Below are 23,096 nucleotides of genomic sequence, written 5' to 3'. Positions count from 1 at the left end.
GGAGAGGTGTCCGAGAGGTCTAAGGAGCATGCCTGGAAAGTATGTATAGGGAATATCTCTATCAGGGGTTCGAATCCCCTTCTCTCCGCCATTTTGCTTGAAATATTTTACTATATATTACACACTTAATAGTAAAAGACTATTTGTGTGTAATTTTTTTAATTAATTTAAATATGGGATAATGAAAAGAAAAATTAAGTTTTGCTATAAACATTTAATTACAATTAAGTTATATATAAAATAAATATGAATTAAATTGATTAGTTGATAAAAAATGTATTGACAAATCAATCCTTAGTGATATACTTTAAATAAATAGAGAAATATGGTATACAACAAAGGCGTTGAGCATATCATTGATATGTTTAACGCTATTTTTTATCATGTATATGTATAAAAAATCAAGAAAATACATATTAAGTAATAAATGTGATTTGTTGATACAAAAAATCAATGTATAGATTTTATTTTAGGAGGAAAATGGTTATGAAAAAAGCAATAAGCACACTTTTAGCATTATCAATGGCAGCCTTGATGCTGATAGGCTGTGGTTCAGGAGGAGCAACAGGTGGAAGTTCTACAGAAGATAAGAATGCTTCAACAGAAGCTTCTAAGATTAAAGTAGGGGTTATCTATATTGGAGATGAAAATGAAGGGTATACAGAAGCTCATATGAAGGGAATTAGTGAAATGAAAAAATCCCTTGGATTAGCTGATAATCAAATAATTGAAAAGAAGAGTATTCCAGAGGATGAAAAATGCTATGATGCAGCTGTAGATTTAGCAGAAGAAGGATGTAACATTATTTTTTCTAATAGCTTTGGACATGAAGATTATATAATACAGGCAGCAAAAGAATATCCAGAGATTCAATTCTGTCATGCAACTGGTTTCCAAGCTGCAACTTCAGGTTTAAGCAATATGCATAATTATTTTACATCTGTATATGAATCACGTTACGTATCTGGTGTAGTTGCTGGTTTAAAATTAAATAAAATGATTGAAGATGGTACTATTACTAAAGATAAATGTAAAGTTGGTTATGTTGGTGCTTATCCATATGCTGAAGTTGTTTCTGGTTATACAGCTTTCTATCTTGGAATTAAGAGTGTATGTGATGCTGCAACAATGGAAGTTCAATATACAAATAGCTGGGCAAGCATGGATTTAGAAAAATCTACTGCTGAAGCTTTAATTGCTGATGGTTGTGTATTAATAAGTCAACATGCTGATACAACAGGTGCACCAACTGCTTGTGAGGCGGCAGGCGTTCCAGTTGTTGGCTACAATGTAAGTATGATTGCAACTGCTCCAAAGACTGCATTAACATCTGCATCTATTAATTGGGGACCTTATTATACTTATGCTGTAAAATGTGTAATGGAAGGTAAATCAATTGATACAGACTGGTGTCAAGGATATTCTGAAGGCGCTGACTGCATTACTGAATTAAATAAAGATGTTGTTGCACCAGGTACAGAAGAAAAAGTGGCTGAAGTTGAAAATGCTATCAAAAATGGTTCGTTACATGTATTTGATACAAGTAAATTTACAGTAAATGGTTCATCTCTTGAGGATTTAATTAAATCTGATGAAAACTACAAAAAATATGCGAATTTTGTATCTGATGGATATTATCATGAATCTGAAAAGACATCAGCTCCATCATTTGATATTAGAATTGATGGTATTACAGAATTAACAAAAAGCAACTAATATACCTGTAAAAATTTAATAGAAATAATATCTTAGGAACTGCTTTATGCAGTTCCATGATTTTTTAGGAGGTTGTTATGGAGCAGAATAATGCAATTGAATTAAAAAATGTAACTAAACGTTTTGGAAAAGTGATAGCAAATGATAATGTAAATCTTTCTGTAAAAAAAGGAGAGATTCTTTCTATATTAGGGGAAAATGGAAGTGGAAAAACAACACTTATGAATATGATTTCAGGTATATATTTTCCTGATGAAGGACACATATTTATTGATGGTAGGGAAGTTACAATCCGTTCTCCCAAAGATGCTTTTTCTCTAGGAATAGGAATGATTCATCAACACTTTAAGCTGATTAATATATTAACAGCAGCAGAAAATATTATTCTTGGTATGCCTGGAAAAGAAAAACTTGATATGCAGAAAGTTGAGAAGGAAATTAATGAATTAACTGCTCAATATGGCTTTGAATTAGACCCTTCTCAGAAAGTATATAATATGTCAGTATCACAAAAACAGACAGTGGAAATAGTTAAAGTATTGTATAGAGGTGCAGATATATTAATATTAGACGAGCCTACTGCAGTTTTAACACCGCAAGAAACAGAAAAGTTATTTAATGTGCTTAGAAACATGAGAAAATCTGGAAAATCAATCATAATAATTACTCATAAATTAAATGAAGTATTAGAACTTTCAGATAGAGTTTCTGTTTTGAGAAAAGGGAAATACATAGGAACCATAGAAACAAAATCTGCAACAGTTTCATCATTGACAGAAATGATGGTTGGAGAAAAAGTAAGCTTGAATATTGAAAGAGATGAACCTAAAAATTGTGAGAAGAGAATTGAAATAACTAATCTTACATGCATAAATGCTGAAGGAAGAAAGACATTAAATAATATTTCATTTACAGCAAATAGTGGTGAGATATTAGGAATTGCAGGAATTGCAGGAAGTGGTCAAAAAGAATTGTTAGAAGCTATAGCTGGTCTTCAGAATGTGCATGGAGGGAAAATTATTTATAATTCGCCTGAAGGAGAAAGTATTCAGCTTGATCAAATGAAAGCAGCAGATATTCAGAATAAGGGGATAAAAGTTTCATTTGTTCCAGAAGATCGTTTGGGAATGGGACTTGTAGCATCTTTGGGAATGACAGATAACATGATGCTTAAGAATTATAAGAAAACACGTGGATTTTTTGTTGATAGGAAAAAACCTAAAGAATTGGCAGACTCTCTTATTAAGGATTTAGGAATTGTTACACCAGGAACAGAAACACCAGTTGGAAGATTATCTGGTGGTAATGTACAGAAAGTATTAGTAGGACGTGAAATAGCGGCAGAACCAACAGTATTAATGCTTGCATATCCTGTACGTGGATTAGATATAAATTCATCATATACAATTTATAATTTAATGAATGAACAAAAGAGAAAAGGAGTAGCAGTTATTACTGTTATTGAAGATTTAGATGTACTTATTGAATTAAGTGATAGAATTCTTGTTTTAAATGGAGGCGAAGTAACTGGAATAGTAGATGCAAGAACAACAAGTAAAGAAGAAATTGGATTTCTTATGACGAAAAATAGAGAGGAGAAAGCAGTAAATGAGTAACAATGAAAGTATTTCTAATAAAGAACCAATATTTCATATGGTGAAAAGAGATTCTATATCTATACAAAAAGCCTGGCTGATTCGAGGTGTAGCTCTTTGTTTAGCATTAATTACATGTGCATTATTTATAATACCTATTACTCATTTAAATCCTTTAGAAATATATGCAGGAATAGTAAAAGGAGCAGTAGGAAATACAAGAAGAACATGGGTTACAATTCGTGAAATAACAGTATTATTATGTATAGCAATAGGATTAACACCAGCATTTAAAATGAAGTTCTGGAATATAGGGGCTCAGGGACAAATACTTATGGGTGGAGTTGCAACCGCAGCACTTATGATTTATGCAGGAGATAAAATTCCTAATAGTATTTTAATAATATGTATTTTTATTGCAAGTTCAATAGCTGGTATGGTATGGGGATTAATTCCTGCTGCTTTTAAAGCGCGTTTTAATACAAATGAAACATTATTTACATTAATGCTAAATTATGTAGCGATGCAGATAGTAACATTCTGTATTGTTTTTTGGGAAAATCCTGCAGGTTCAAATGTTGTTGGAATAATAAATTCTTCAACAAAAGCTGGATGGTTTCCGGAATTGTTTGGATTGACTTATGGTCTTAATGTGCTTTTAGTAGCAATGTTAACTATAGGAATGTTCTTTTTTATGAAAAAGAGCAAGATGGGATATGAAATATCTGTAGTTGGAGAAAGCGTTGATACAGCTCGTTATGCTGGTATTAATGTAAAAAAAGTAATTATGAAGACAATGGCCCTTTCAGGAGCAATATGTGGATTTGCTGGAAGTATTATTGTAAGTGGAGCAAGTCATACAATATCAACAAGTACATCTGGAGGATTTGGATTTACAGCTATAATTGTTGCATGGATGGCTAAATTTAATACATTTGCAATGATATTAGTTTCTGGAATATTAATATTTATGCAGCAGGGTTCTATTCAAATTGCAACACAATTTGGATTAAATGAAAATGCATCAGATATTATAACTGGAATAATATTATTTTTCTTAATTGGATGTGAATTCTTTATAAACTACAAACTTGAATTTGTAAAAAACAATAAGGAGGCTTAAGTATGAGTGTGATTTTTGTATTTATTCAAAAAGCCATAGCCCAAGGAATTGGAATTTTGTTTGGGGCATGTGGCGAAATTGTAACTGAAAAATCAGGTAATTTAAACCTTGGAATTCCAGGTATTATGTATATGGGAGGAATTGCAGGACTTATGGGTGCCTTCTTTTATGAAAATGGAAACAGCAATCCAAATGCCTTGACTGGTTTTTTTATATCATTAATATGTGCATTGTTATGTTCTTCTTTGGCTGGGTTAATATATAGTTTTCTTACAATAACTTTAAGAGCTAATCAGAATGTAGTTGGACTAGCACTTACTACTTTTGGTATTGGATTTGGTAACTTTTTTGGAGGTTCTATAAGTAATATAGCAGGTGGTGTTGGACAAATTTCTGTTGCAGTAACTGCTAGTGCATATCAAGCTAAAATCCCAGGATTATCTCAGATTCCAATATTAGGAGATGTTTTATTTTCATATGGTATATTAACGTATTTATCTATTGTTATTGCAATATGTCTATCTATCTTTTTGAAAAAAACTAAAAAGGGATTGAATTTAAGAGCTGTTGGTGAAGATCCAGCAACAGCAGATTCAGTAGGAATAAATGTATCTAAATACAAGTATATTGCAACTGTAGCAGGTGGAGCTATCAGTGGTCTTGGTGGATTATATTTTGTAATGGAATTTCTAGGGGGAACATGGACAAATAATGGATTTGGCGATAGAGGATGGCTTGCAATTGCATTAGTTATATTTGCATTATGGAAACCTGTAAATGCCATATTAGGATCAATTGTATTTGGTGCATTGTATATTTGTTATATATATATTCCAGGATTGAGCAGAGGAGCTCAAGAATTGTTTAAAATGCTTCCATATGTTGTCACAATAATTGTATTAATTATAACAAGTGCAAGAAATAGAATGGAGAATCAGCCGCCAGCTGCACTTGGACAATCATATTTCAGAGAAGATCGTTGATGATTTTATAATAATATTAAATTGTGTATTTTGGTAATTGATCTTTTGTGTATATGGAATATATTGATTAAATAGTCAAAAAAAGATTGATTAAATGATCAAAAAATATTGACAAATCTGTTCCAAATGATATACTTAAATTAGTTATAACAAAGAGGTTGAACGCTTTATGGCGTTCGACCTCTTTTTATTTTTTATTAATGCATTTGAAGTGAAAAAGAGGAATGTCTATGAAGAATGAGGATAAAATTTTAAAAGCTGCTTTGGATGTTGTGCGAGAATATACAATAAGTGGAACAAGAATGCATTTAATTGCGGAAAAAGCAGGAATGGTTCAGTCTAATTTACATTATTATTTTAAAACGAAAAGTGAGCTTATGTTTGCATTGCAGAAAAAAGTTCTTGAAAAATGCTTAAAGCTTAGAGAACATTATGGAAAAAACAAAAAAGATACATTAGAAGAGCAATTAGATATATTTATAGATCAAAAGAAGGCATTTATTACAAAGTATAAAGAATTTGATTATGCAGAAGTTGATTTCTGGGTACAGGGGCGTATTAATAAACAGATAAAATCAAATTTTTCAGAATCTTTTGAAGGCTGGAGAAGCGAGATACGCCAAATGTTAGAAAAACATGTTCCACAATTATCAGAAGAAACAAAGGAATATCTGCCATATCAAATAGTTTCATATTTAGAGGGTGCTACGATACAATTTTTAATTGATGAAAAAAGATTCAATCTAGATAAGTATTTTGAATTTGGAAAGAACATGATTTTAAAATCAATTCAACAAGAAGTTGAAAGTGTTGAAATGAAATAGAGGTGTAAAAAAAGTGAAGCTGATAAGAACAGAGAATGCAATTGGACATGTTTTGTGTCATGATATGACGCAGATTATTCCAGGTAAAAAGAAAGATGCAGTGTTTAAAAAAGGTCATATAGTAACAGAAGAAGATATACCTGTATTGTTATCGATGGGAAAAGATAATCTTTATGTATGGGAGAAAAAGGAAGGAATTCTTCATGAAAATGAGGCTGCAGAAATTTTATATAGAATCTGCAAAAATGATAATATGAAGGGCTCAGATGTAAAGGAAGGAAAAATTGAACTTATAGCTGAAATTGATGGATTATTTAAGGTTGATACAGAACGTCTTAATAAAATTAATGGAATTGGAGAAATGATGATAGCAACAAGACATGGAAATTTTCCGATCAAAAAGGGTGATAAACTTGCAGGTACAAGAATAATTCCATTAATTATTGAAGAGAAAAAAATGAAGCATGCAGTAGAATTAGCTGGAGATGAACCTATATTACAATTACTTCCATTTAATAAAAAAAGAGCAGTTATTATTACAACAGGAAATGAAGTTTTTTATGGAAGAATAAAAGATGCATTTGGACCTGTAATACGAGAAAAATTAGCTGAATATGATGTTGAAGTATTAGGACAGAAAATATTGAATGATAATCCATCATTGATAACAGAAGAAATTAAGAAATCTATTAATGATGGAGCAGATCTTATAATATGCACTGGAGGAATGAGTGTTGATCCAGATGATACAACACCAACAGCAATTAAAAATACTGGAGCACAAATAATATCTTATGGAGCACCAGTATTACCAGGAGCAATGTTTTTATTAGCTTATTTTCAAGAAAATATACCTATAATGGGATTACCAGGATGTGTAATGTATAATAAGAGAACTATTTTTGATTTAGTTCTTCCAAGAATTATTGCAGATGATAAAATCACACAAAAAGATTTAAGTGTCCTTGGCGAAGGTGGATTATGTTTAGGATGTAGTCAATGTACATTTCCTAATTGTGGATTTGGAAAATAGAATATTATTTAATTATTTTAATTTGTTTAATAAATATTATAAGAAGTCTAGAAATGTTTTTAAAATTTATTTACTTATTTTTATATATATTCAAATAAAATGAAATTAAATTGCATATTTACTGATGTAAAAAGGAGGAAGAGATATGTTTGATTTAGGTATAAAAAATGGTTCTGTTTATTTAGATGGAGAATTACAAAATATGAATATTTATATAAAAAATGAAAAAATAAGTGCTGTTTCAACAGAAAAATTTGATTCTAAAAACGAAGTTGATGTATCAGGCTGTTATGTTTTACCTGGATTTATTGATCCTCATGTACATTTTGCATTAGGCGTAGGCAACAACATATCTAAGGATGATTTTGAAGCAGGTTCTAAAGAAGCAGCTTTAGGAGGGGTGACAACTTATATTGATTTTTTGGATCCTGTAAAAAAAGCAGAACAGATTTCTGAGGAATTTAATAAAAGAAATAAAATGGCAGAAAGAAGTCTTGTAGACTACTCTTTTCATACAACTATTGCAAATCCTGTTGATTCTGCAAAATTAATAATAGAAGAAAGTAAAAAATATGGAATTAATTCTATTAAATTATTTACAACATATTCAAATACAGATAGAAGGACATATGATGATTATATTTATGAATTATTAAAAGAATCTGCTACAGAAAATGCAGTTATTGTTGTACATGCGGAGAATGATGATCTTATTTCGAAAGAAAAAAATATACTGGTAAAAGATCATGAAAAATCACGACCTGTAATAACTGAAAATATAGAAGTTATTAAATTAGCACAGATGGCGAGAAAGACTGGAGGAAATTTGTATATTGTTCATGTAAGTGCTGGAAGCAGTGCAAAAGCATTAGATCAACAGTTTTATAAAGAATTGAAGAATCATCAGATTATATTAGAAAGCTGTCCACACTACTTTTTATTAAATAGTAGCAAGTTAGAGAGTGAAGACGGATATAAATATACAATGACTCCACCAATACGTTCAGAGGAAGAGAGGATTCTTTTGAATGAAGAAATAGAGGTTATAAGTACTATTGGAACAGATCACTGTCCATATACAAAAGAACAGAAAAAACATAAATATACAAGAGAAATACCTATGGGAATTGGGGGGATTCGATATTCATTTTTGAATATGTACGGTCAAAATGGAATAAATATTGTTGATAAATTTACAAAAGGACCAGCCAAAGCATATGGATTAAAGCACAAAGGAAATCTGCTTCCAGGATATGATGCTGATATTACAATATTCAATCCTAAAAAAAATACAATTGTTAATGATGAAATGAGTGTTTATGATGGAAAAATATTAAGAGGAAAAATAGAGAAGGTTTATAGTAGAGGAAGACTTATAGTAACAGGTGGGAAAATATTAGGCAAAGAGCATTTGGGAAAATATATAAGAAGAGGCGAGTAGCATGAGAGATATTAGTGAATCAGTTAAGAAAAAAGATCATGATGAAAAAATGAGTGGCAAAGCTATCTATATTGCAGATATGAAATTTGAAGGAATGCTTTATGGTGTTATGGTAAGATCTACAATTTCTTATGGGAAAATAAAGAATATAAATATTCCTAAAATGGAACATGGCTATGAAGTTATTGGAGCAGAAGATGTTCCTGGAGAAAATAAATTGAAAGTTATTACAAGTGAGCAACCAATATTCTCCAATAATATTGTTAGATATATTGGTGAAGGCGTTCTGATGATTGCAGGACCAGATAAAGAAAAAGTTAATATATATGCTAAACAGGTTGAAATTGAATATGAAGAATTTAAACCAGTATTAAAAATTGATGATTCTACAGAATCAGCTGCTTCTTATAATTATATAAAGGGAAACCCTGATGAAGCATTTGAAAATGCATCGCAAATTATAGAAGAAACTTTTTTTACAGGATATCAGGAACAAGCATATCTAGAACCACAGGGAGCAATTGGAATATACAAGGGTGGAAAATCAACAGTTTATGGTTCAATGCAGTGTCCATATTATGTTAAAAATGCAGTTATGCAGGCTATGGGCCTTGATGAAGATAAAGTACAAATTATACAGACAGTTACAGGAGGAGGTTTTGGTGGTAAAGAAGATTATCCATCTATGTTAGGATGTCAAGCAGCAGTAGCAGCATTCAAAACTGGACATCCAGTACAGCTTATATTGAATAGAAGAGAAGATATGGCAGTAACACCTAAACGTCATCCAGGAAAATTAGTTTATAAAGCTGCATTAGATGAGAATAGTAAAGTTACAGCTATATATGCAGATATCAAATTAGATGCAGGTGCATATGCTGGATTATCAAGTGTGGTTTTACAGCGTTCACTAATTGCAGCATGTGGTGTATATAACATTGAAAATTTACATATAGATGGGAAAGCAATGATTACTAATACAGTTTGCAATGGTGCTTATAGAGGTTTTGGTGCACCACAAAGCTTTTTTGCTATTGAAACATTGATGAATCATATTGCTAAGAAATTAAATATTATTCCTTTAGATTTTAAAAAGATGTATATGATAAAGCAAGGAGATAAGACTTCAACTAATGGAGAATATCATCATCATGTGCCTTTAATGGAAATGATAGATAAAATCGAGGATATGTGTAATTACAGCAGAAAGTATTCAGAATATAAAAAAATTCAGACTGGAAGATATAGAAAAGGAATAGGAATGTCTATATTTTTACATGGATGTGGATTTACAGGATCAGCAGAAAAGGATCTTATAAAATCTGTAGTAAAGCTGGTTAAACATGAAGATGATACTTTAGAAATACTTGCAAGCAACGCAGATATAGGACAAGGTATTAAAACAACATTTTCCAAAATAGTTGCTCAAATATTAGAGGTACCATTGGAAAGAATAAAAATAGAAAATCCAGATACGGATAAGGTTCCAAATTCAGGACCAACAGTAGCATCGCGTTCTCTTATGATTGTAGGAAAGTTATTGGAACGTGCATCAAAGAAAATGAAGGAACAATGGGAAGATGGAAAAGCTTTGGTTATAGAAGAACATTATCAGCATACAGATATGATTCCATGGGATATGGAAACATTCCAAGGAGATGCTTATCCAACATATTCATATGGGGTTAATGTGGTAGAACTTGAAGTTGATATGTTGACTGCTCAATCTAAATTGCTAGGAGTATGGGGAGTATTTGATGTAGGAAAGACAATTGATAAAACTATAATGAAAGGCCAGGCAGAAGGTGGAATGTTACAGGGACTTGGTTATGGTTCTATGGAGAAAATGGAAAATATTAATGGAACTATACGTCAGGCAAGTATGACAGATTATATAATACCAACATCTAAAGATACAGTACCATTTGGAATAGAATTTGTGGATAATCCTTATGAAGGCGGACCATTTGGAGCAAAAGGAGCAGGAGAACTTACTTTAATTGGAACAGCACCAGCTTATGAAGCAGCAATAGAGCAGGCAGTATCAAAAGATATGTATGCAATTCCAGTGACACCAGAAAGACTTATGGAAGTAATATAGTTTAAAGAAAGAAGGATTGGGTATATGGTTACATTTAAATTAAATGGAAAAGAAATTAAAACAGAAACTGATCCATGTGAAAGATTATTGGATGTATTAAGAGGCGAGTTTAAACTTACAGGACCTAAAGAAGGATGTAAGGAAGGTGAGTGTGGGGCTTGTTCAGTACTTGTTGATGGGGAATTAATGAATTCATGTATTACTCCACTTGGAAATGTTATGAATAAAGAAGTCATTACAGTTGAAGGTTTTAGGGATACAAAACGTTATAAATTATTAGAAAAAACATTTGCACAGGCAGGTGCAGTTCAATGTGGATTTTGTACACCAGGAATGATTATGGCAGCAGAAGCGCTTTTGAGGAGAGTTCCACATCCAACATTAGATGATATAAGAGAAAGTATTTCTGGAAATTTATGTAGATGTACAGGATATAACATGATTGTTGATGCTGTGCAGATGGCAGCAGAACAGGGGGATGGATTATGGTAGGATATTATCCAGTCAATCTTTTGGAAGCATTAAAAGATGTTAAAGAGCATGAAGATATGATAATTGTATCTGGGGGAACTGATGTTATGGTTTCAGGCAAAAGATCTGAGCATATGATGTTTCTAAATGGTGTTGAAGAATTAAAAAATATATGTGAAGAAGATGGCTTGTTAAGGATTGGTGCAGAATGTACTTATTCAGAAATGATTAATGATAGCAGAATTCCAGAAATCCTAAAGACAGTTATGAAACAGATTGCATCACCAGCAGTCAGAAGCTCTGGAACATTATCAGGAAATATATGCAATGCGTCACCTGCAGGTGACAGCCTTCCAGTACTGTATGCTTTGTCAGCAATAGTTGTTTCAAAGTATTTAAATGACAGTGGAGAAGTTGTAACGGAAAAGTTTCCTATTGAAAAGTTTATATTGGGAATCCGAAAAATTGCGTTAAAAAAAGAAGCTTTAGTAACAGAAATAGAAATTCCAATTGAGAGCTATTCTAATGTTTCAAAAATGTATTATGAGAAAGTAGGAGCAAGAAAATCAGAAGCAATTTCTAAACTTTCATTTGTTGGACTTATAAAAACAGATAAAGAAAAAATTATTGATGCAAGAATAGCATTTGGATCAGTCAGCATAAAGGTAGTAAGAAAATCTGAAATTGAAAAGAAAATAATTGGACTTACATTAGATCAACTAGACAATAAAAAAGAAGAGTTTATAGAGGAGTATTCTGAATTTATAACTCCAATTGATGATCAGCGTTCGACAGCTGTATATAGAAAAAAAGTGAGTTTGAATCTTTTAGGATCATTTTTAAGTAATGGTGGTGACAGCTTATGATTTTAGTTGGGAATGGAAAACTTATCACAAGGGATAAAAATAATCCCTATTATGAAAATGGAGCAGTATTGATTAGAGGAAGAAAGATTCAAGAAGTAGGAAAGTATTGTGACTTAAAAGCTAAATATCCTGAAGCAGAATTTATAGATGCAAATGGAATGATTATTATGCCTGGACTTATAAATGCACATGAACACATTTATAGTGCATTTGCAAGAGGTGCATCAATTCCAGAAAAACCACCTAAAAACTTTATTGATGTACTCGAAGGAACATGGTGGCATATTGATAGAAAATTGAGTCTGAAAAACACGTACTACAGTGCAATTGCAATATATTTAGAATGTATTAGAAATGGAGTTACCACAGTTGTAGATCATCATGCGGGATATGGAGCAGTGGAAGGAAGTTTGTTTAAAATAGCAGAAGCTGCACAAGAATTATCTATAAGAACTTGCCTTTCTTATGAAATATCAGATCGTGATGGATTGGATAAAATGAAAAGTGCAGTAAAGGAAAACATGGATTTTATACATTATTCAAAAGAAAAAAAGAGTAGTATGATAAAAGCTCTTGTTGGGATGCATGCATCATTTACGTTGAGTGATAAAACATTAGATTATTGTATTAAGCAGAATAAAGATAATGCAGGGTACCATATACATATTGCTGAAGGAATCTATGATGCCGAGCACTGTAAAAAAAATTATAATATGTCAATTATAGAGAGGATGAACAAATTTGGAATATTAGGAATAAATACGATTGCTGGACATTGTATTCATATAAAAGAATCTGATATGGATATTTTAAAGAATACAAAAACTACTGTGGTTCACAATCCAGAATCAAATATGGGAAATGCAGTTGGAGCACCTGATGTAATAGAAATGATAGATAAGGGAATTTTAGTAGGCCTTGGAACAGATGGATATACAAATGATATGTTTGAGTCATTAAAGGTGGCTAATATACTTCAGAAACATAAGAGAGGTATTCCAGATAGAGGATTTTCAGAAGCATCAGAATTACTCTTTGAAAACAACAAGAAAATAGCTTCAAAAATATTTGGAGAAGAAATTGGAATTTTAAAATATGGTGCGTTAGCAGATTTGGTAATTATGGATTATCGTCCATATACAAAAATAAATGATGGAAATATTAATGGCCATATGATGTTTGGAATGAGTGGAGGTATGACCGATACAACAATAATTAATGGAAAGATATTAATGAGGAATAGAAAGATGTGCTTTGTGGATGAAGAACGATTGCTCAAGGAAAGTGCAGAATCTGCAAAGGATTTATGGAGCAGGCTTTAGCTGATTAAAAATAGATGGAAGGTTGGTGATTAAAATGACGAATAAGATGATTCCAATTTCATTTGAGGAGTTGCTTGGAAAGCTTATAAGAGAATATAAGGAAAGTAAAACTTTTATGCAGGTTCCAGTAAAAAGGATTATGGATGATGTACCAATAGGGCCAGCTGCAGGCCCACATACACAGATGGCAGGAAATATAGTAGCGGCTTATGCTGCAGGAGCATCTTATTTTGAATTGAAGACAGTTCAGATATTGGAAGGTGAAGAACTTCAAATAAAAAAGCCATGTATTTATGTCGGTCATGAAGTTTTTAATACAGAATGGTCTACGGAATTGACAGTAGAAGAGGCACAGAATGAATATATTAAGGCTTATCTTTTAATAATGATATTAGCTAAAGAATTTAATCTAGGTACAAAAAATTCTATTCATTTTATTATGAGTGTTGGTTATGACTTAGAAGGAATTAAATCTCTGAAAGTGGATACATTTTTGAATAATATGATTGATGCAAGAAATACTGCTGAGTGGAAGAATGATATTGAATATGTCAAAGAGAACTTAAATTTATTTCAAAATATTAAAGAAGAATATATTGAAAATATATCGCCAAACATATGCAATACAGTTACGCTTTCAACAATGCATGGATGTAAGAGTGATGAAATTGAAAAGATTGCATTATATCTTATCAATGAAAAAAATTTAAATACATATATAAAGATGAATCCAACTCTAGCAGGAAAAGAAAAAATTCAGGAGATTTTAGCACATAAAGGATATAAAAATATACATTTCAAAAATGAGATATTTGAAAAAGATATAACTTTAGAAAATGCTGTAGAAATGATTAAGAATGTAAAAAAAGAAGCAGATAAAAAAGGAAATGAATTTGGAATTAAACTTACTAATACTTTTCCAGTAATTATTGAAAATAATGAATTAGATGGAGAAGATATGTATATGTCAGGTCCAGCATTATATCCAATTTCTATTTATGTAGCATATTTATTAGCAGAAAAATTTCAAGGGGAAATTCCTATTTCTTATTCAGGAGGAATAGATGTATCTAATATTTCTGAAATATTAGATACAGGAATTAAACCAGTTACTCTGTCTTCATTTTTATTAAAGCAGGGAGGCTATAAAAATATAACTAGGCTTGTTGAAAAAATAGATTCATGTAAGGAAAAAAAGTCAATAGATGCAGACCTTCTTAAAAAAATTTCTGAGGATGCAGAAATAAACATGAAGTATGACTGGAAGGAAACAAAAATCAGAAAGACAAATTGTAAAGAATATAGTTCATTGTGTAGTGTATGCAACAATTGTGTAGATGTGTGTCCTAATCGTGCAAATGTAAAAGTCACAATAGAGGATAAAAAATATGTGGTTCATCGTGATCGTCTCTGTAATGAATGTGGTTGCTGTACTTTTTCATGCGCAATGGGACATATCCCTTATAAAGAAAAGATTATGCTGACTGAAAATGAGAAGCAATTTGAAATATGTAATGGATCTAAAGTTTTATATATAAAAAATGAAGGAAAATATAAATTTGATGAACATACAGAGAAGATAAAAGAGTGGATAAAAAATGTAATTAAAGCAGGTTATGAGAAAGGATGTTTTTAATATGAGTTTTGAAATGATTTCTAATAAAACTAACAATAAAGAAAAACCTTCAGTAGGATTTTTAGGAAAGAAAACAGCAGAAAAGTCTAGAAGATTTCATGAAAGTTTTCCAATATATAAGAAAACTCCACTTCGAAAATTGAATAATCTTGCACATGAGTTAGGTGTTTCAGATATATATGTTAAAGATGAATCATATCGTTTTGGATTAAATGCATTCAAGGTTTTAGGAGGAAGTTTTGCAATTGGAAATTATATAGCGGAACAGCTGGGGGTTGATATTGATGAACTTCCATATGAGAAAATCATCTCAAAAGAAGTAAAAGACAAATTAGGAGATATTACTTTTATATCTGCAACAGATGGTAATCATGGAAGAGGAGTAGCCTGGACAGCAAGAGAGTTGGGACAAAAATCAATAATATATATGCCTAAAGGAAGTGTAGCAGAACGTCTTGAAAATATTAGGGCAGAAGGAGCAGATGCTTCAATTACTGATTTAAATTATGATGATGCAGTAAGACTTGCTGATAAAAATGCTAAAAAAAATGGATGGATTTTAGTACAGGATACTTCATGGACAGGCTATGAAAAAATACCAGTAAATATAATGAAAGGATATACTACAATGGCGGATGAAGCTTATGAACAGCTTGAAGGAAAAAGACCAACACATATTTTTCTTCAGGCAGGAGTTGGTTCTTTTTCAACAGCTGTTACAGGATTCTTCTCTGATGTTTATAAAGAAGATAAGCCAATAATCACAATTGTAGAACCAAATGAAGCAGCGTGTATTTTTAAAACTATAAAAGCAGATGATGGAAAGATTCATCCTGTTGCAGGAGATATGAATACAATAATGGCAGGACTTGCGTGTGGAGAGCCAGTAACTGTTGGAATTGACATATTAAGAAATTATGCAGATTATTTTATCTCATGTCCAGATTATGTAGCTGCACAGGGAATGAGAGTATTATCTTCACCAGTTATAGGAGATGAGCGTATTGTGTCAGGAGAAAGCGGAGCTGCTGGATTTGGAGCTGCATTTGAAATACTGACAAATCTAGATTTAAAAGAATTGAAGGAACGTTTAAAGATAGATGAAAATTCTGTAATCTTATTTTTTAGTACAGAAGGTGATACTGATAAAGAAAATTATAAAAAAATTGTATGGAATGGAGCTTATGCTAAATAAGGGGGAGATTTTATGTTAGAAAAAGAAAGAGAAGAATCTGTAATTAAATTATGTGAAAAATTTATAAAGGCAAGAAGTTATTCAGGAGAAGAAAATAAGGTGTCAGATGAATTAAAAGCATTTTGTGAAGCAAATGGTTTTGATGAAGTGATAATTGATAAATATGGAAATACAATAGGCAAGATAAAGGGAAACAGACCAGGAAAGAAAATTCTCTTTGATGGTCATATGGATACAGTACCTGTTGAAGATGAAAGCAAATGGACACATAACCCATTTGGTGCTGAAATATGTGATGGAAAGATGTATGGAAGAGGAACAACCGACATGAAAGGAGCGCTTGCAGCAATGGCTAATGCAGCAGCTAATTTCGTAAAAGACTGTAATAAGAATTTTGCAGGTGAGATATATGTAGCTGGAGTTGTACATGAAGAATGTTTTGAAGGAGTTGCAGCAAGGAGCATAAGTGAAATTGTAAAACCAGATTATGTAGTAATTGGAGAAGCTTCTAATTTGAATTTGAAAATTGGACAAAGAGGACGTGGAGAAATTAAGGTAGAGACATTTGGAGTTCCAGCCCATTCTGCAAATCCTGAGAAAGGTGTAAATGCAGTTTATGGAATGTGTAAAGTAGTAGATGCAATTAAAAATATTAAGGCACCTCATCATGATGTATTAGGCGATGGAATATTAGAACTTACAGATATAAAATCAAGTCCTTATCCAGGAGCATCAGTAGTTCCTGATTATTGTATGGCTACTTATGATAGAAGGCTTTTAGTGGGTGAAACAAAAGAAAGCGTAATTGAACCTATTCAAAAAGTATTAGATGAATTAATGGAAAAGGATGAAAAATTAAAAGCAAAGGTGTCTTTTGCAACAGGTGAAGAAATGTGTTATACAGGCAATAAAATTCATGGTGAACGTTTCTTCCCAGGATGGCTGTTTGATAAAAATGAACAATATATTCAGGATGTATATAAAGAACTTAACCAAATGGGATTTAAACCTGAAATAACTCAATATAATTTCTGTACAAATGGAAGCCATTATGCAGGAGAAGCAAAAATACAGACAATAGGTATGGGACCTTCTGTTGAAAGTCTTGCACATACAATTGATGAATATGTTGAGATAGATCAATTGTTAAAAGTAACTGAATGCTACTATGGAATTATGAAGGCATTATTGAAATAGGAAGAAGGGATTTATATGGCTTTGTTGATAAAAAATGCAAAGATTATAGATGGCAGTGGAAATAAAGCTTATGATGGAGCAGTTTATATAGAAAAAGAAAAGATTGAAAAGATATTAACTGGAAAAAATGAGATTCAGAAATTTGAAGACAAAGCAAATAAGATAATAAATGCAGATGGATTAATATGTGCACCAGGTTTTATTGATACTCATAGTCATAGTGATCTGGAAGTGTTATCTAAGCCACAGCTTCTTCCTAAACTGCATCAAGGAATAACAACAGAAGTATTGGGGCAGGATGGAGTGTCCATGGCTCCGCTTCCTATTCAATATATCGAACCATGGAAAAAGAATATTGCTGGACTAGATGGGAAAAATGATGATATTGACTGGACTTATAAAGATTCAGAACATTATTTAAACATGATAGAAAAAGTGAAGCCAGCGTTAAATGAATGTTATCTTCTTCCTCATGGAAATGTAAGAATGGAAGCAATGGGCTTGGAAGACAGAGAAGCTACAAAAGAAGAGATTCAAAAGATGTGCGAGATTACAAGAAGAGAAATGGAAGCTGGATGTGTAGGTTTATCTTCTGGCTTAATATATATGCCATGTGCATATTCAAAAACTGAAGAAATTATTGAAATGTGCAAGGTTGTAAAAGAATATAATGGACTTTTTGTAGTTCATCAGAGAAGTGAAGCAGATACTATTTTAGATTCTATGGAGGAAATTGTTAGAATCGGGAAAGAGTCTGGTGTACATATTCATTTTTCACATTTTAAAGTATGTGGAAAGATTAATTGGGATAAACTGGATGAAATGTTTGAAATTTTAGATGATGCAGAAAAGGAAAATATAGAAGTATCATTTGATCAATATCCTTATATAGCAGGAAGTACAATGCTTGGAGTAATACTTCCACCATGGGTGCATGATGGAGGAACAGATAAATTAGTTGAACGTTTAAAAGATGAGGAATTACGAAGAAAAATGAAAAAAGATATTATTGATGGAATTCCAGGCTGGGATAATTTTATTCAATTTGCAGGAACAGAGGGGATTTATATAACAAGTGTTGTTTCTGAAAAAAATCAGGATGTAGTTGGATTAAGCCTTGATGAATTAGGAGAAAAGAGAGGCAAAGAAGCATTAGATGCTACATTTGATCTGCTTCTTGAAGAGAAAAATGCTGTGGGAATGGTTGACTTTTATGGAGTTGAAGAACATGTAAAAAGAATTATAAAACGCCCTGAAATGAATGCGTGTACTGATGGACTTTTAGCTGGGAAACCACATCCAAGGGTATATGGATCTTTTCCAAGAATACTTGGAAAATATGTAAGAGAAGAAAAAGTTATTTCCTTGGAAGAAGCAGTATATAAAATGACTGGAAAGGCAGCAAAAGCATTTAATATGAAAAATCGTGGATTTATAAAGGAAGGATATTTTGCAGATATAACAATTTTTAATCCAGAAACAATAATTGATAAGGGAACTTTTACAGAACCTGAACAATATCCAGAAGGAATTGAATATGTTCTGGTAAATGGAGAAGTGGCTTTAGAAAAGGGAAAGGTATCAGAAGATAGAAATGGAAAAATAATACGTAGGAAATAGAAGGGAGGTATAATGAATGTACAGTTTTATCATAAATGGGCAGAAGTACTCCACAGAAAAAGATATGAATTTTTTAGAATATTTAAGAGAGGAATTAGATATTACATCAGTAAAAAATGGATGTGGTGAAGGAGCATGTGGTGCCTGTACTCTTTTAGTTGATGGAAGAAAAATGAGAGCATGCATACTAACAACTGCTAGAGCTGATAATAAGGAAATTATAACCGTAGAAGGTCTTACCCAAATGGAAAAAGATATATATGAATATTCATTTTCAAAAGTAGGTGCAGTTCAATGCGGATTCTGTATTCCAGGAATGATAATAAGTGCAAAATCATTGCTAGATAGTAATCTTAATCCTACAGAAAAAGATATATGTCAGGCTATAAAGGGAAATATATGCCGTTGTACAGGGTATAGAAAAATTATAAAAGCTATTTTTTTAGCAGCAAAATGTTTTAAGGGAGAGGAAAAACCAATTTTAAATGAAGTAGAAGGATATGTTGGAGAAAGAAGTGTACGTCCTGATGCTAAAGATAAAATCCTTGGAACAGGAAAATTTGCAGATGATTTAAAAGTAGAAGGAATGGCATATGGAAGTGCATTACGTACTAAATATCCAAGAGCTTTGGTAAAATCAATAAACATAGAAAAAGCGCTAGAACATCCAGATGTTATAAAAATAGTATTAGCAGAGGACATACCTGGAAATAGAATCCTTGGACATTTAACTAAGGATTGGCCTGCTTTGATTGCAACAGGTGAGGAAACACGTTATTTAGGAGATGCAGTTGCGCTTGTTGCTGCAAAAACAAAGAAATCATTAAAAGAGATAAAAGATCTTATAGAAGTAGAATATGAAGAAAGAATACCTGTTTTTGATCCTAAAGAATCTATGAATTTACATAATTATAAGATTCATGAAGAAGGAAATGTCTATAAAGTTGAACATATTAAAAGAGGAAATGTTGATAAAGCTTTAAAGGAATCTGCTTATGTAGTGACAAATACTTATAAAACTCCAGCACAGGAACATGCATTTTTAGAACCTGAAAGTGCTTTGGCAGTTCCTGAAGGTGACACTCTTACTGTTTATACAGCAGGACAATCTATATATGATGAGTATAGGGAAATACAAAGACTTCTTGGAATTCCAAAAGAAAAATTAAGAATTAAAAGTGCATATGTAGGAGGTGGATTTGGAGGAAAAGAAGATATGAGCGTACAGCATCATGCTGCATTACTTGCATATCTTGCTAAAGTTCCTGTAAAAGTAACTCTTACAAGACAAGAAAGTATGCTGGTTCATCCAAAGCGTCATCCAATGGAAATGGAATTGACAACAGGATGTGATAAAGAAGGAAAACTTACTGCTATGAAATTGCGTCTTATAAGTGATACTGGTGCTTATGCATCATTAGGGGGACCTGTACTTCAAAGAGCATGCACTCATGCAGCTGGACCATATAATTATCAAAATATAGATATAATAGGAACTGCTGTATATACAAATAATGTACCAGCAGGTGCATTTCGTGGATTTGGTGTAACTCAGACAATATTTGCAACTGAATGTAATCTTAATAAACTTTCAGAAATGTCAGGGATTGATCCTTATAAAATACGTTATTTAAATGCGTTAAGACCGGGACAAGTTTTACCTAATGGTCAAATTGCAGATGAAGGAACAGCAATTGTAGAAACATTGGAAGCAGTAAAAGATAGTTATTATGCTAATGAGAAAAATGCAGGAATTGCATGTGCAATAAAAAATGCTGGTTTAGGTGTTGGTGTGCCAGATACTGGACGAGTGAAATTAAAAATAGTAAATGGAAAAGTAAGTTTAAGAACAAGTGCAGCATGCATGGGACAAGGAATAGCTTCAATTGTAAGAACAATATGCTGTGAAACAACAGGATTAAAAGCAAAAGATGTGATAATAGAGTCTCCAGACACAGCTATAACTCCTGATTCAGGAACAAGTACAGCTTCTCGTCAAACTGTTATTACAGGTGAAACAACAAGAAGAGTTTCATTAAAATTAAAAGCGGATCTTAAAAATCATACATTAAAAGAACTTGAAGGTAATGAATATTATGATGAATTTGTAGCAGTAACTGATCCAATGGGATCAGATAAACCAAATCCGGTAAGTCATATTGCTTATGGCTATGCTACTCAAGTCGTAATTTTAAATAATAATGGAAAAATTAGTAAGGTTATTGCAGCACATGATGTTGGAAGAGCTATAAATCCATTAAATGTAGAAGGCCAAATTGAAGGCGGAGTTGTTATGGGAATGGGATATGCGTTGACTGAAAATCTGAAAATAGTTGATGGAAGACCAACTGCAAAGTTTGGAACATTGGGATTGATGAGAGCAACTGATGTACCAGAAATTAAGACAATTATTATTGAAAAGAATAAATCAAAATTAGCTTATGGAGCAAAGGGCGTAGGAGAAATTACATTGGTTCCAACAGCACCTGCTGTGCAAGGTGCTTATTATAAAAGAGATGGAATTTTTCGTACATCGCTCCCTTTAAAAAATACAGCATATAGTAAATAAAATAATAAATATTTAAATACTTGCTATGAAATAAGTTATAAAAGATAGGGCAGGGGGAATTTATATGAAGATAGGAGCGGTAATAGTTGCCGCAGGAATGTCATCTCGTATGAATGATTTTAAGCCGATGATGAAGATTGATTCAATAACAATTCTAAGCAGAGTAATATCTACACTGAAATGTGCAGGAGCAGAAATAATTGTTGTAATAACAGGCTTTCAATCAGAAATATTGAATGAACATTTATCAGGTAAAAATGTAGTATGTATATATAATGAAAAGTATGAGACTACTGAAATGTTTGATTCAGCAAAAATAGGCTTTACCTATCTGGTTGATAAATGTGATAAAATTTTATTTACGCCTGCTGATATTCCACTATTTTCAATAGATACAGTAAAAAAGATTATAAATTCTGAAGGGATGGTAGTAAAACCTATATATAAAGGAAGAGGAGGACATCCTATATTATTAGATACAAAAATAGTTCAGTTCATACTATCTTATAATGGATCAGGTGGTTTGAAAAATGCATTACTTGAAACAAATGCAGAAATAATGAGAATTGAAGTTGATGATATAGGAATACTATTGGATGCAGATACTCAGGAAGATTTTAAAAGATTATTAGAATATAATAAAGAAAAAATATCTCATCAATAAACTGACACTAAAATTACATTTAATAAGTACAAATTCAATATATATTCTAATAACAAAATTTATATTAAAGCTATAAAATTGAGAACATAGTTTTATTGAGAAGTTCAGTTACTAAGAAATTATAGGAAAATAAATGAAGGTTTATGATATAATGTAATAAATAATAATTTGTTTGGAGATGTGTAGTTATGAGAATATTAGCTGTGGAAAAATTCCATATAAAGTCTGCTAAATAGTTGATGATGCTTTATATGGAGTAGCAGTAATTATCATCGATGTTAATTCAGAGAATAGGCAGACTTTATATCCTTAATATTAAATAATTGAGGAGTGGAGTTTATATGAAATATGTAAATGCATCTGAAATACTTCCAAAGGAGCTTATTTCTGAAATACAAAAATATGTAGAAGGTAATATAATATATATCCCTAATAAAGAAGGAAAAAGAGTGGGATGGGGAGAAAAGAATGGTACTAAAAACAAATGTAGAGAAAGAAATGATGAAATACGAACTAAGTATAAAAATGGTAATTCATTAGATGAGCTTTCAGATATATATTATCTGTCTATTGAAACTATAAAGAAAATAATATATTCAAGCTAAACATAAAAGGGCTGTTGTATTAAAAGAAATTAACTTTTGTACAGCAGCCTTCTGTAGTTTTTTGTTATAAAAATTTTAGGCATATCAATTTTGTATCTTAAGGACTTAAAATATTATTGTAAACAATGTTAACTT

Annotated in this window: 18 protein-coding genes and 1 tRNA gene; all 19 read left to right on the top strand. The window is 31.6% G+C overall.

The window, feature by feature from the left end:
• Positions 1-91: transfer RNA gene (locus Q0F58_RS03655), tRNA-Ser, on the top strand.
• Positions 92-486: 395 nt separating this feature from the next.
• Positions 487-1,716, top strand: coding sequence for a BMP family ABC transporter substrate-binding protein (locus tag Q0F58_RS03650; protein ID WP_294372720.1), 1,230 nt, complete (start codon positions 487-489; stop codon positions 1,714-1,716).
• Between the two features lie 77 nt (positions 1,717-1,793).
• Positions 1,794-3,332 (top strand): ABC transporter ATP-binding protein, encoded by a 1,539-nt coding sequence (locus Q0F58_RS03645; RefSeq protein WP_294372718.1) that lies wholly within the window; start codon positions 1,794-1,796, stop codon positions 3,330-3,332.
• Positions 3,325-4,434 (top strand): ABC transporter permease, encoded by a 1,110-nt coding sequence (locus Q0F58_RS03640; RefSeq protein ID WP_294372716.1) that lies wholly within the window; start codon positions 3,325-3,327, stop codon positions 4,432-4,434. The genes Q0F58_RS03645 and Q0F58_RS03640 overlap by 8 nt, the downstream gene beginning before the upstream one ends.
• Before the next feature lie 2 nt (positions 4,435-4,436).
• Entirely contained in the window at positions 4,437-5,417 is a 981-nt protein-coding gene (locus tag Q0F58_RS03635) for an ABC transporter permease (protein ID WP_294372714.1), read from the top strand.
• A gap of 230 nt (positions 5,418-5,647) precedes the next feature.
• Positions 5,648-6,241 carry a TetR/AcrR family transcriptional regulator gene (locus Q0F58_RS03630; RefSeq protein ID WP_294372712.1) on the top strand — a complete coding sequence of 198 codons (594 nt, stop codon included), beginning with the start codon at positions 5,648-5,650 and terminating at the stop codon, positions 6,239-6,241.
• A gap of 13 nt (positions 6,242-6,254) precedes the next feature.
• On the top strand, positions 6,255-7,274 hold the full coding sequence (locus tag Q0F58_RS03625; protein WP_294372709.1) for a molybdopterin-binding protein: 1,020 nt from the start codon (positions 6,255-6,257) through the stop codon (positions 7,272-7,274).
• Between the two features lie 145 nt (positions 7,275-7,419).
• Positions 7,420-8,715: a dihydroorotase family protein gene (locus Q0F58_RS03620; protein ID WP_294372706.1), complete on the top strand. Its 1,296-nt coding sequence runs from the start codon at positions 7,420-7,422 to the stop codon at positions 8,713-8,715.
• A gap of 1 nt (position 8,716) precedes the next feature.
• The gene (locus Q0F58_RS03615) at positions 8,717-10,816 is read left to right on the top strand and encodes a xanthine dehydrogenase family protein molybdopterin-binding subunit (RefSeq protein ID WP_294372703.1); all 2,100 of its coding nucleotides are present in this window, start codon (positions 8,717-8,719) and stop codon (positions 10,814-10,816) included.
• A gap of 15 nt (positions 10,817-10,831) precedes the next feature.
• Entirely contained in the window at positions 10,832-11,308 is a 477-nt protein-coding gene (locus tag Q0F58_RS03610) for a (2Fe-2S)-binding protein (RefSeq protein ID WP_294372749.1), read from the top strand.
• A complete protein-coding gene (locus Q0F58_RS03605) occupies positions 11,302-12,153 on the top strand; it encodes a xanthine dehydrogenase family protein subunit M (RefSeq protein WP_294372700.1) in 852 nt (283 codons plus the stop codon). The genes Q0F58_RS03610 and Q0F58_RS03605 overlap by 7 nt, the downstream gene beginning before the upstream one ends.
• Positions 12,150-13,475, top strand: coding sequence for a putative aminohydrolase SsnA (gene ssnA, locus Q0F58_RS03600; RefSeq protein WP_294372697.1), 1,326 nt, complete (start codon positions 12,150-12,152; stop codon positions 13,473-13,475). The genes Q0F58_RS03605 and ssnA overlap by 4 nt, the downstream gene beginning before the upstream one ends.
• A gap of 34 nt (positions 13,476-13,509) precedes the next feature.
• Positions 13,510-15,111, top strand: coding sequence for a selenate reductase (locus tag Q0F58_RS03595; RefSeq protein ID WP_294372694.1), 1,602 nt, complete (start codon positions 13,510-13,512; stop codon positions 15,109-15,111).
• Between the two features lies 1 nt (position 15,112).
• Positions 15,113-16,306, top strand: a complete 1,194-nt coding sequence (dpaL, locus tag Q0F58_RS03590; protein ID WP_294372693.1) for a diaminopropionate ammonia-lyase — start codon at positions 15,113-15,115, stop codon at positions 16,304-16,306.
• Positions 16,307-16,318: 12 nt separating this feature from the next.
• Positions 16,319-17,503 (top strand): YgeY family selenium metabolism-linked hydrolase, encoded by a 1,185-nt coding sequence (locus tag Q0F58_RS03585; protein WP_294372691.1) that lies wholly within the window; start codon positions 16,319-16,321, stop codon positions 17,501-17,503.
• Between the two features lie 15 nt (positions 17,504-17,518).
• A complete protein-coding gene (locus Q0F58_RS03580) occupies positions 17,519-19,123 on the top strand; it encodes an amidohydrolase family protein (RefSeq protein ID WP_294372690.1) in 1,605 nt (534 codons plus the stop codon).
• Between the two features lie 16 nt (positions 19,124-19,139).
• Entirely contained in the window at positions 19,140-21,692 is a 2,553-nt protein-coding gene (xdh, locus tag Q0F58_RS03575) for a selenium-dependent xanthine dehydrogenase (protein ID WP_294372688.1), read from the top strand.
• A gap of 64 nt (positions 21,693-21,756) precedes the next feature.
• Positions 21,757-22,356, top strand: coding sequence for a nucleotidyltransferase family protein (locus Q0F58_RS03570; protein WP_294372686.1), 600 nt, complete (start codon positions 21,757-21,759; stop codon positions 22,354-22,356).
• Positions 22,357-22,697: 341 nt separating this feature from the next.
• Positions 22,698-22,961: a CD3324 family protein gene (locus Q0F58_RS03565; RefSeq protein ID WP_294372683.1), complete on the top strand. Its 264-nt coding sequence runs from the start codon at positions 22,698-22,700 to the stop codon at positions 22,959-22,961.
• The last annotated feature ends 135 nt before the right edge of the window (positions 22,962-23,096 follow it).

Source organism: uncultured Clostridium sp. (assembly GCF_934754915.1).
GTDB lineage: Bacteria > Bacillota > Clostridia > Clostridiales > Clostridiaceae > Clostridium.
This window is presented reverse-complemented; position numbering and strand designations above follow the sequence as displayed.

Excerpts from the sequence above, each read along its gene's own strand:
- Q0F58_RS03570 (WP_294372686.1), top strand. The coding sequence starts at position 21,757 with ATGAAGATAGGAGCGGTAATAGTTGCCGCAGGAATGTCATCTCGTATG.
- Q0F58_RS03630 (WP_294372712.1), top strand. The coding sequence starts at position 5,648 with ATGAAGAATGAGGATAAAATTTTAAAAGCTGCTTTGGATGTTGTGCGA.
- Q0F58_RS03580 (WP_294372690.1), top strand. The coding sequence starts at position 17,519 with ATGGCTTTGTTGATAAAAAATGCAAAGATTATAGATGGCAGTGGAAAT.
- xdh (WP_294372688.1), top strand. The coding sequence starts at position 19,140 with ATGTACAGTTTTATCATAAATGGGCAGAAGTACTCCACAGAAAAAGAT.
- Q0F58_RS03645 (WP_294372718.1), top strand. The coding sequence starts at position 1,794 with ATGGAGCAGAATAATGCAATTGAATTAAAAAATGTAACTAAACGTTTT.
- Q0F58_RS03595 (WP_294372694.1), top strand. The coding sequence starts at position 13,510 with ATGACGAATAAGATGATTCCAATTTCATTTGAGGAGTTGCTTGGAAAG.
- Q0F58_RS03585 (WP_294372691.1), top strand. The coding sequence starts at position 16,319 with ATGTTAGAAAAAGAAAGAGAAGAATCTGTAATTAAATTATGTGAAAAA.
- Q0F58_RS03565 (WP_294372683.1), top strand. The coding sequence starts at position 22,698 with ATGAAATATGTAAATGCATCTGAAATACTTCCAAAGGAGCTTATTTCT.
- Q0F58_RS03615 (WP_294372703.1), top strand. The coding sequence starts at position 8,717 with ATGAGAGATATTAGTGAATCAGTTAAGAAAAAAGATCATGATGAAAAA.
- ssnA (WP_294372697.1), top strand. The coding sequence starts at position 12,150 with ATGATTTTAGTTGGGAATGGAAAACTTATCACAAGGGATAAAAATAAT.
- dpaL (WP_294372693.1), top strand. The coding sequence starts at position 15,113 with ATGAGTTTTGAAATGATTTCTAATAAAACTAACAATAAAGAAAAACCT.
- Q0F58_RS03640 (WP_294372716.1), top strand. The coding sequence starts at position 3,325 with ATGAGTAACAATGAAAGTATTTCTAATAAAGAACCAATATTTCATATG.
- Q0F58_RS03635 (WP_294372714.1), top strand. The coding sequence starts at position 4,437 with ATGAGTGTGATTTTTGTATTTATTCAAAAAGCCATAGCCCAAGGAATT.
- Q0F58_RS03650 (WP_294372720.1), top strand. The coding sequence starts at position 487 with ATGAAAAAAGCAATAAGCACACTTTTAGCATTATCAATGGCAGCCTTG.
- Q0F58_RS03620 (WP_294372706.1), top strand. The coding sequence starts at position 7,420 with ATGTTTGATTTAGGTATAAAAAATGGTTCTGTTTATTTAGATGGAGAA.
- Q0F58_RS03605 (WP_294372700.1), top strand. The coding sequence starts at position 11,302 with ATGGTAGGATATTATCCAGTCAATCTTTTGGAAGCATTAAAAGATGTT.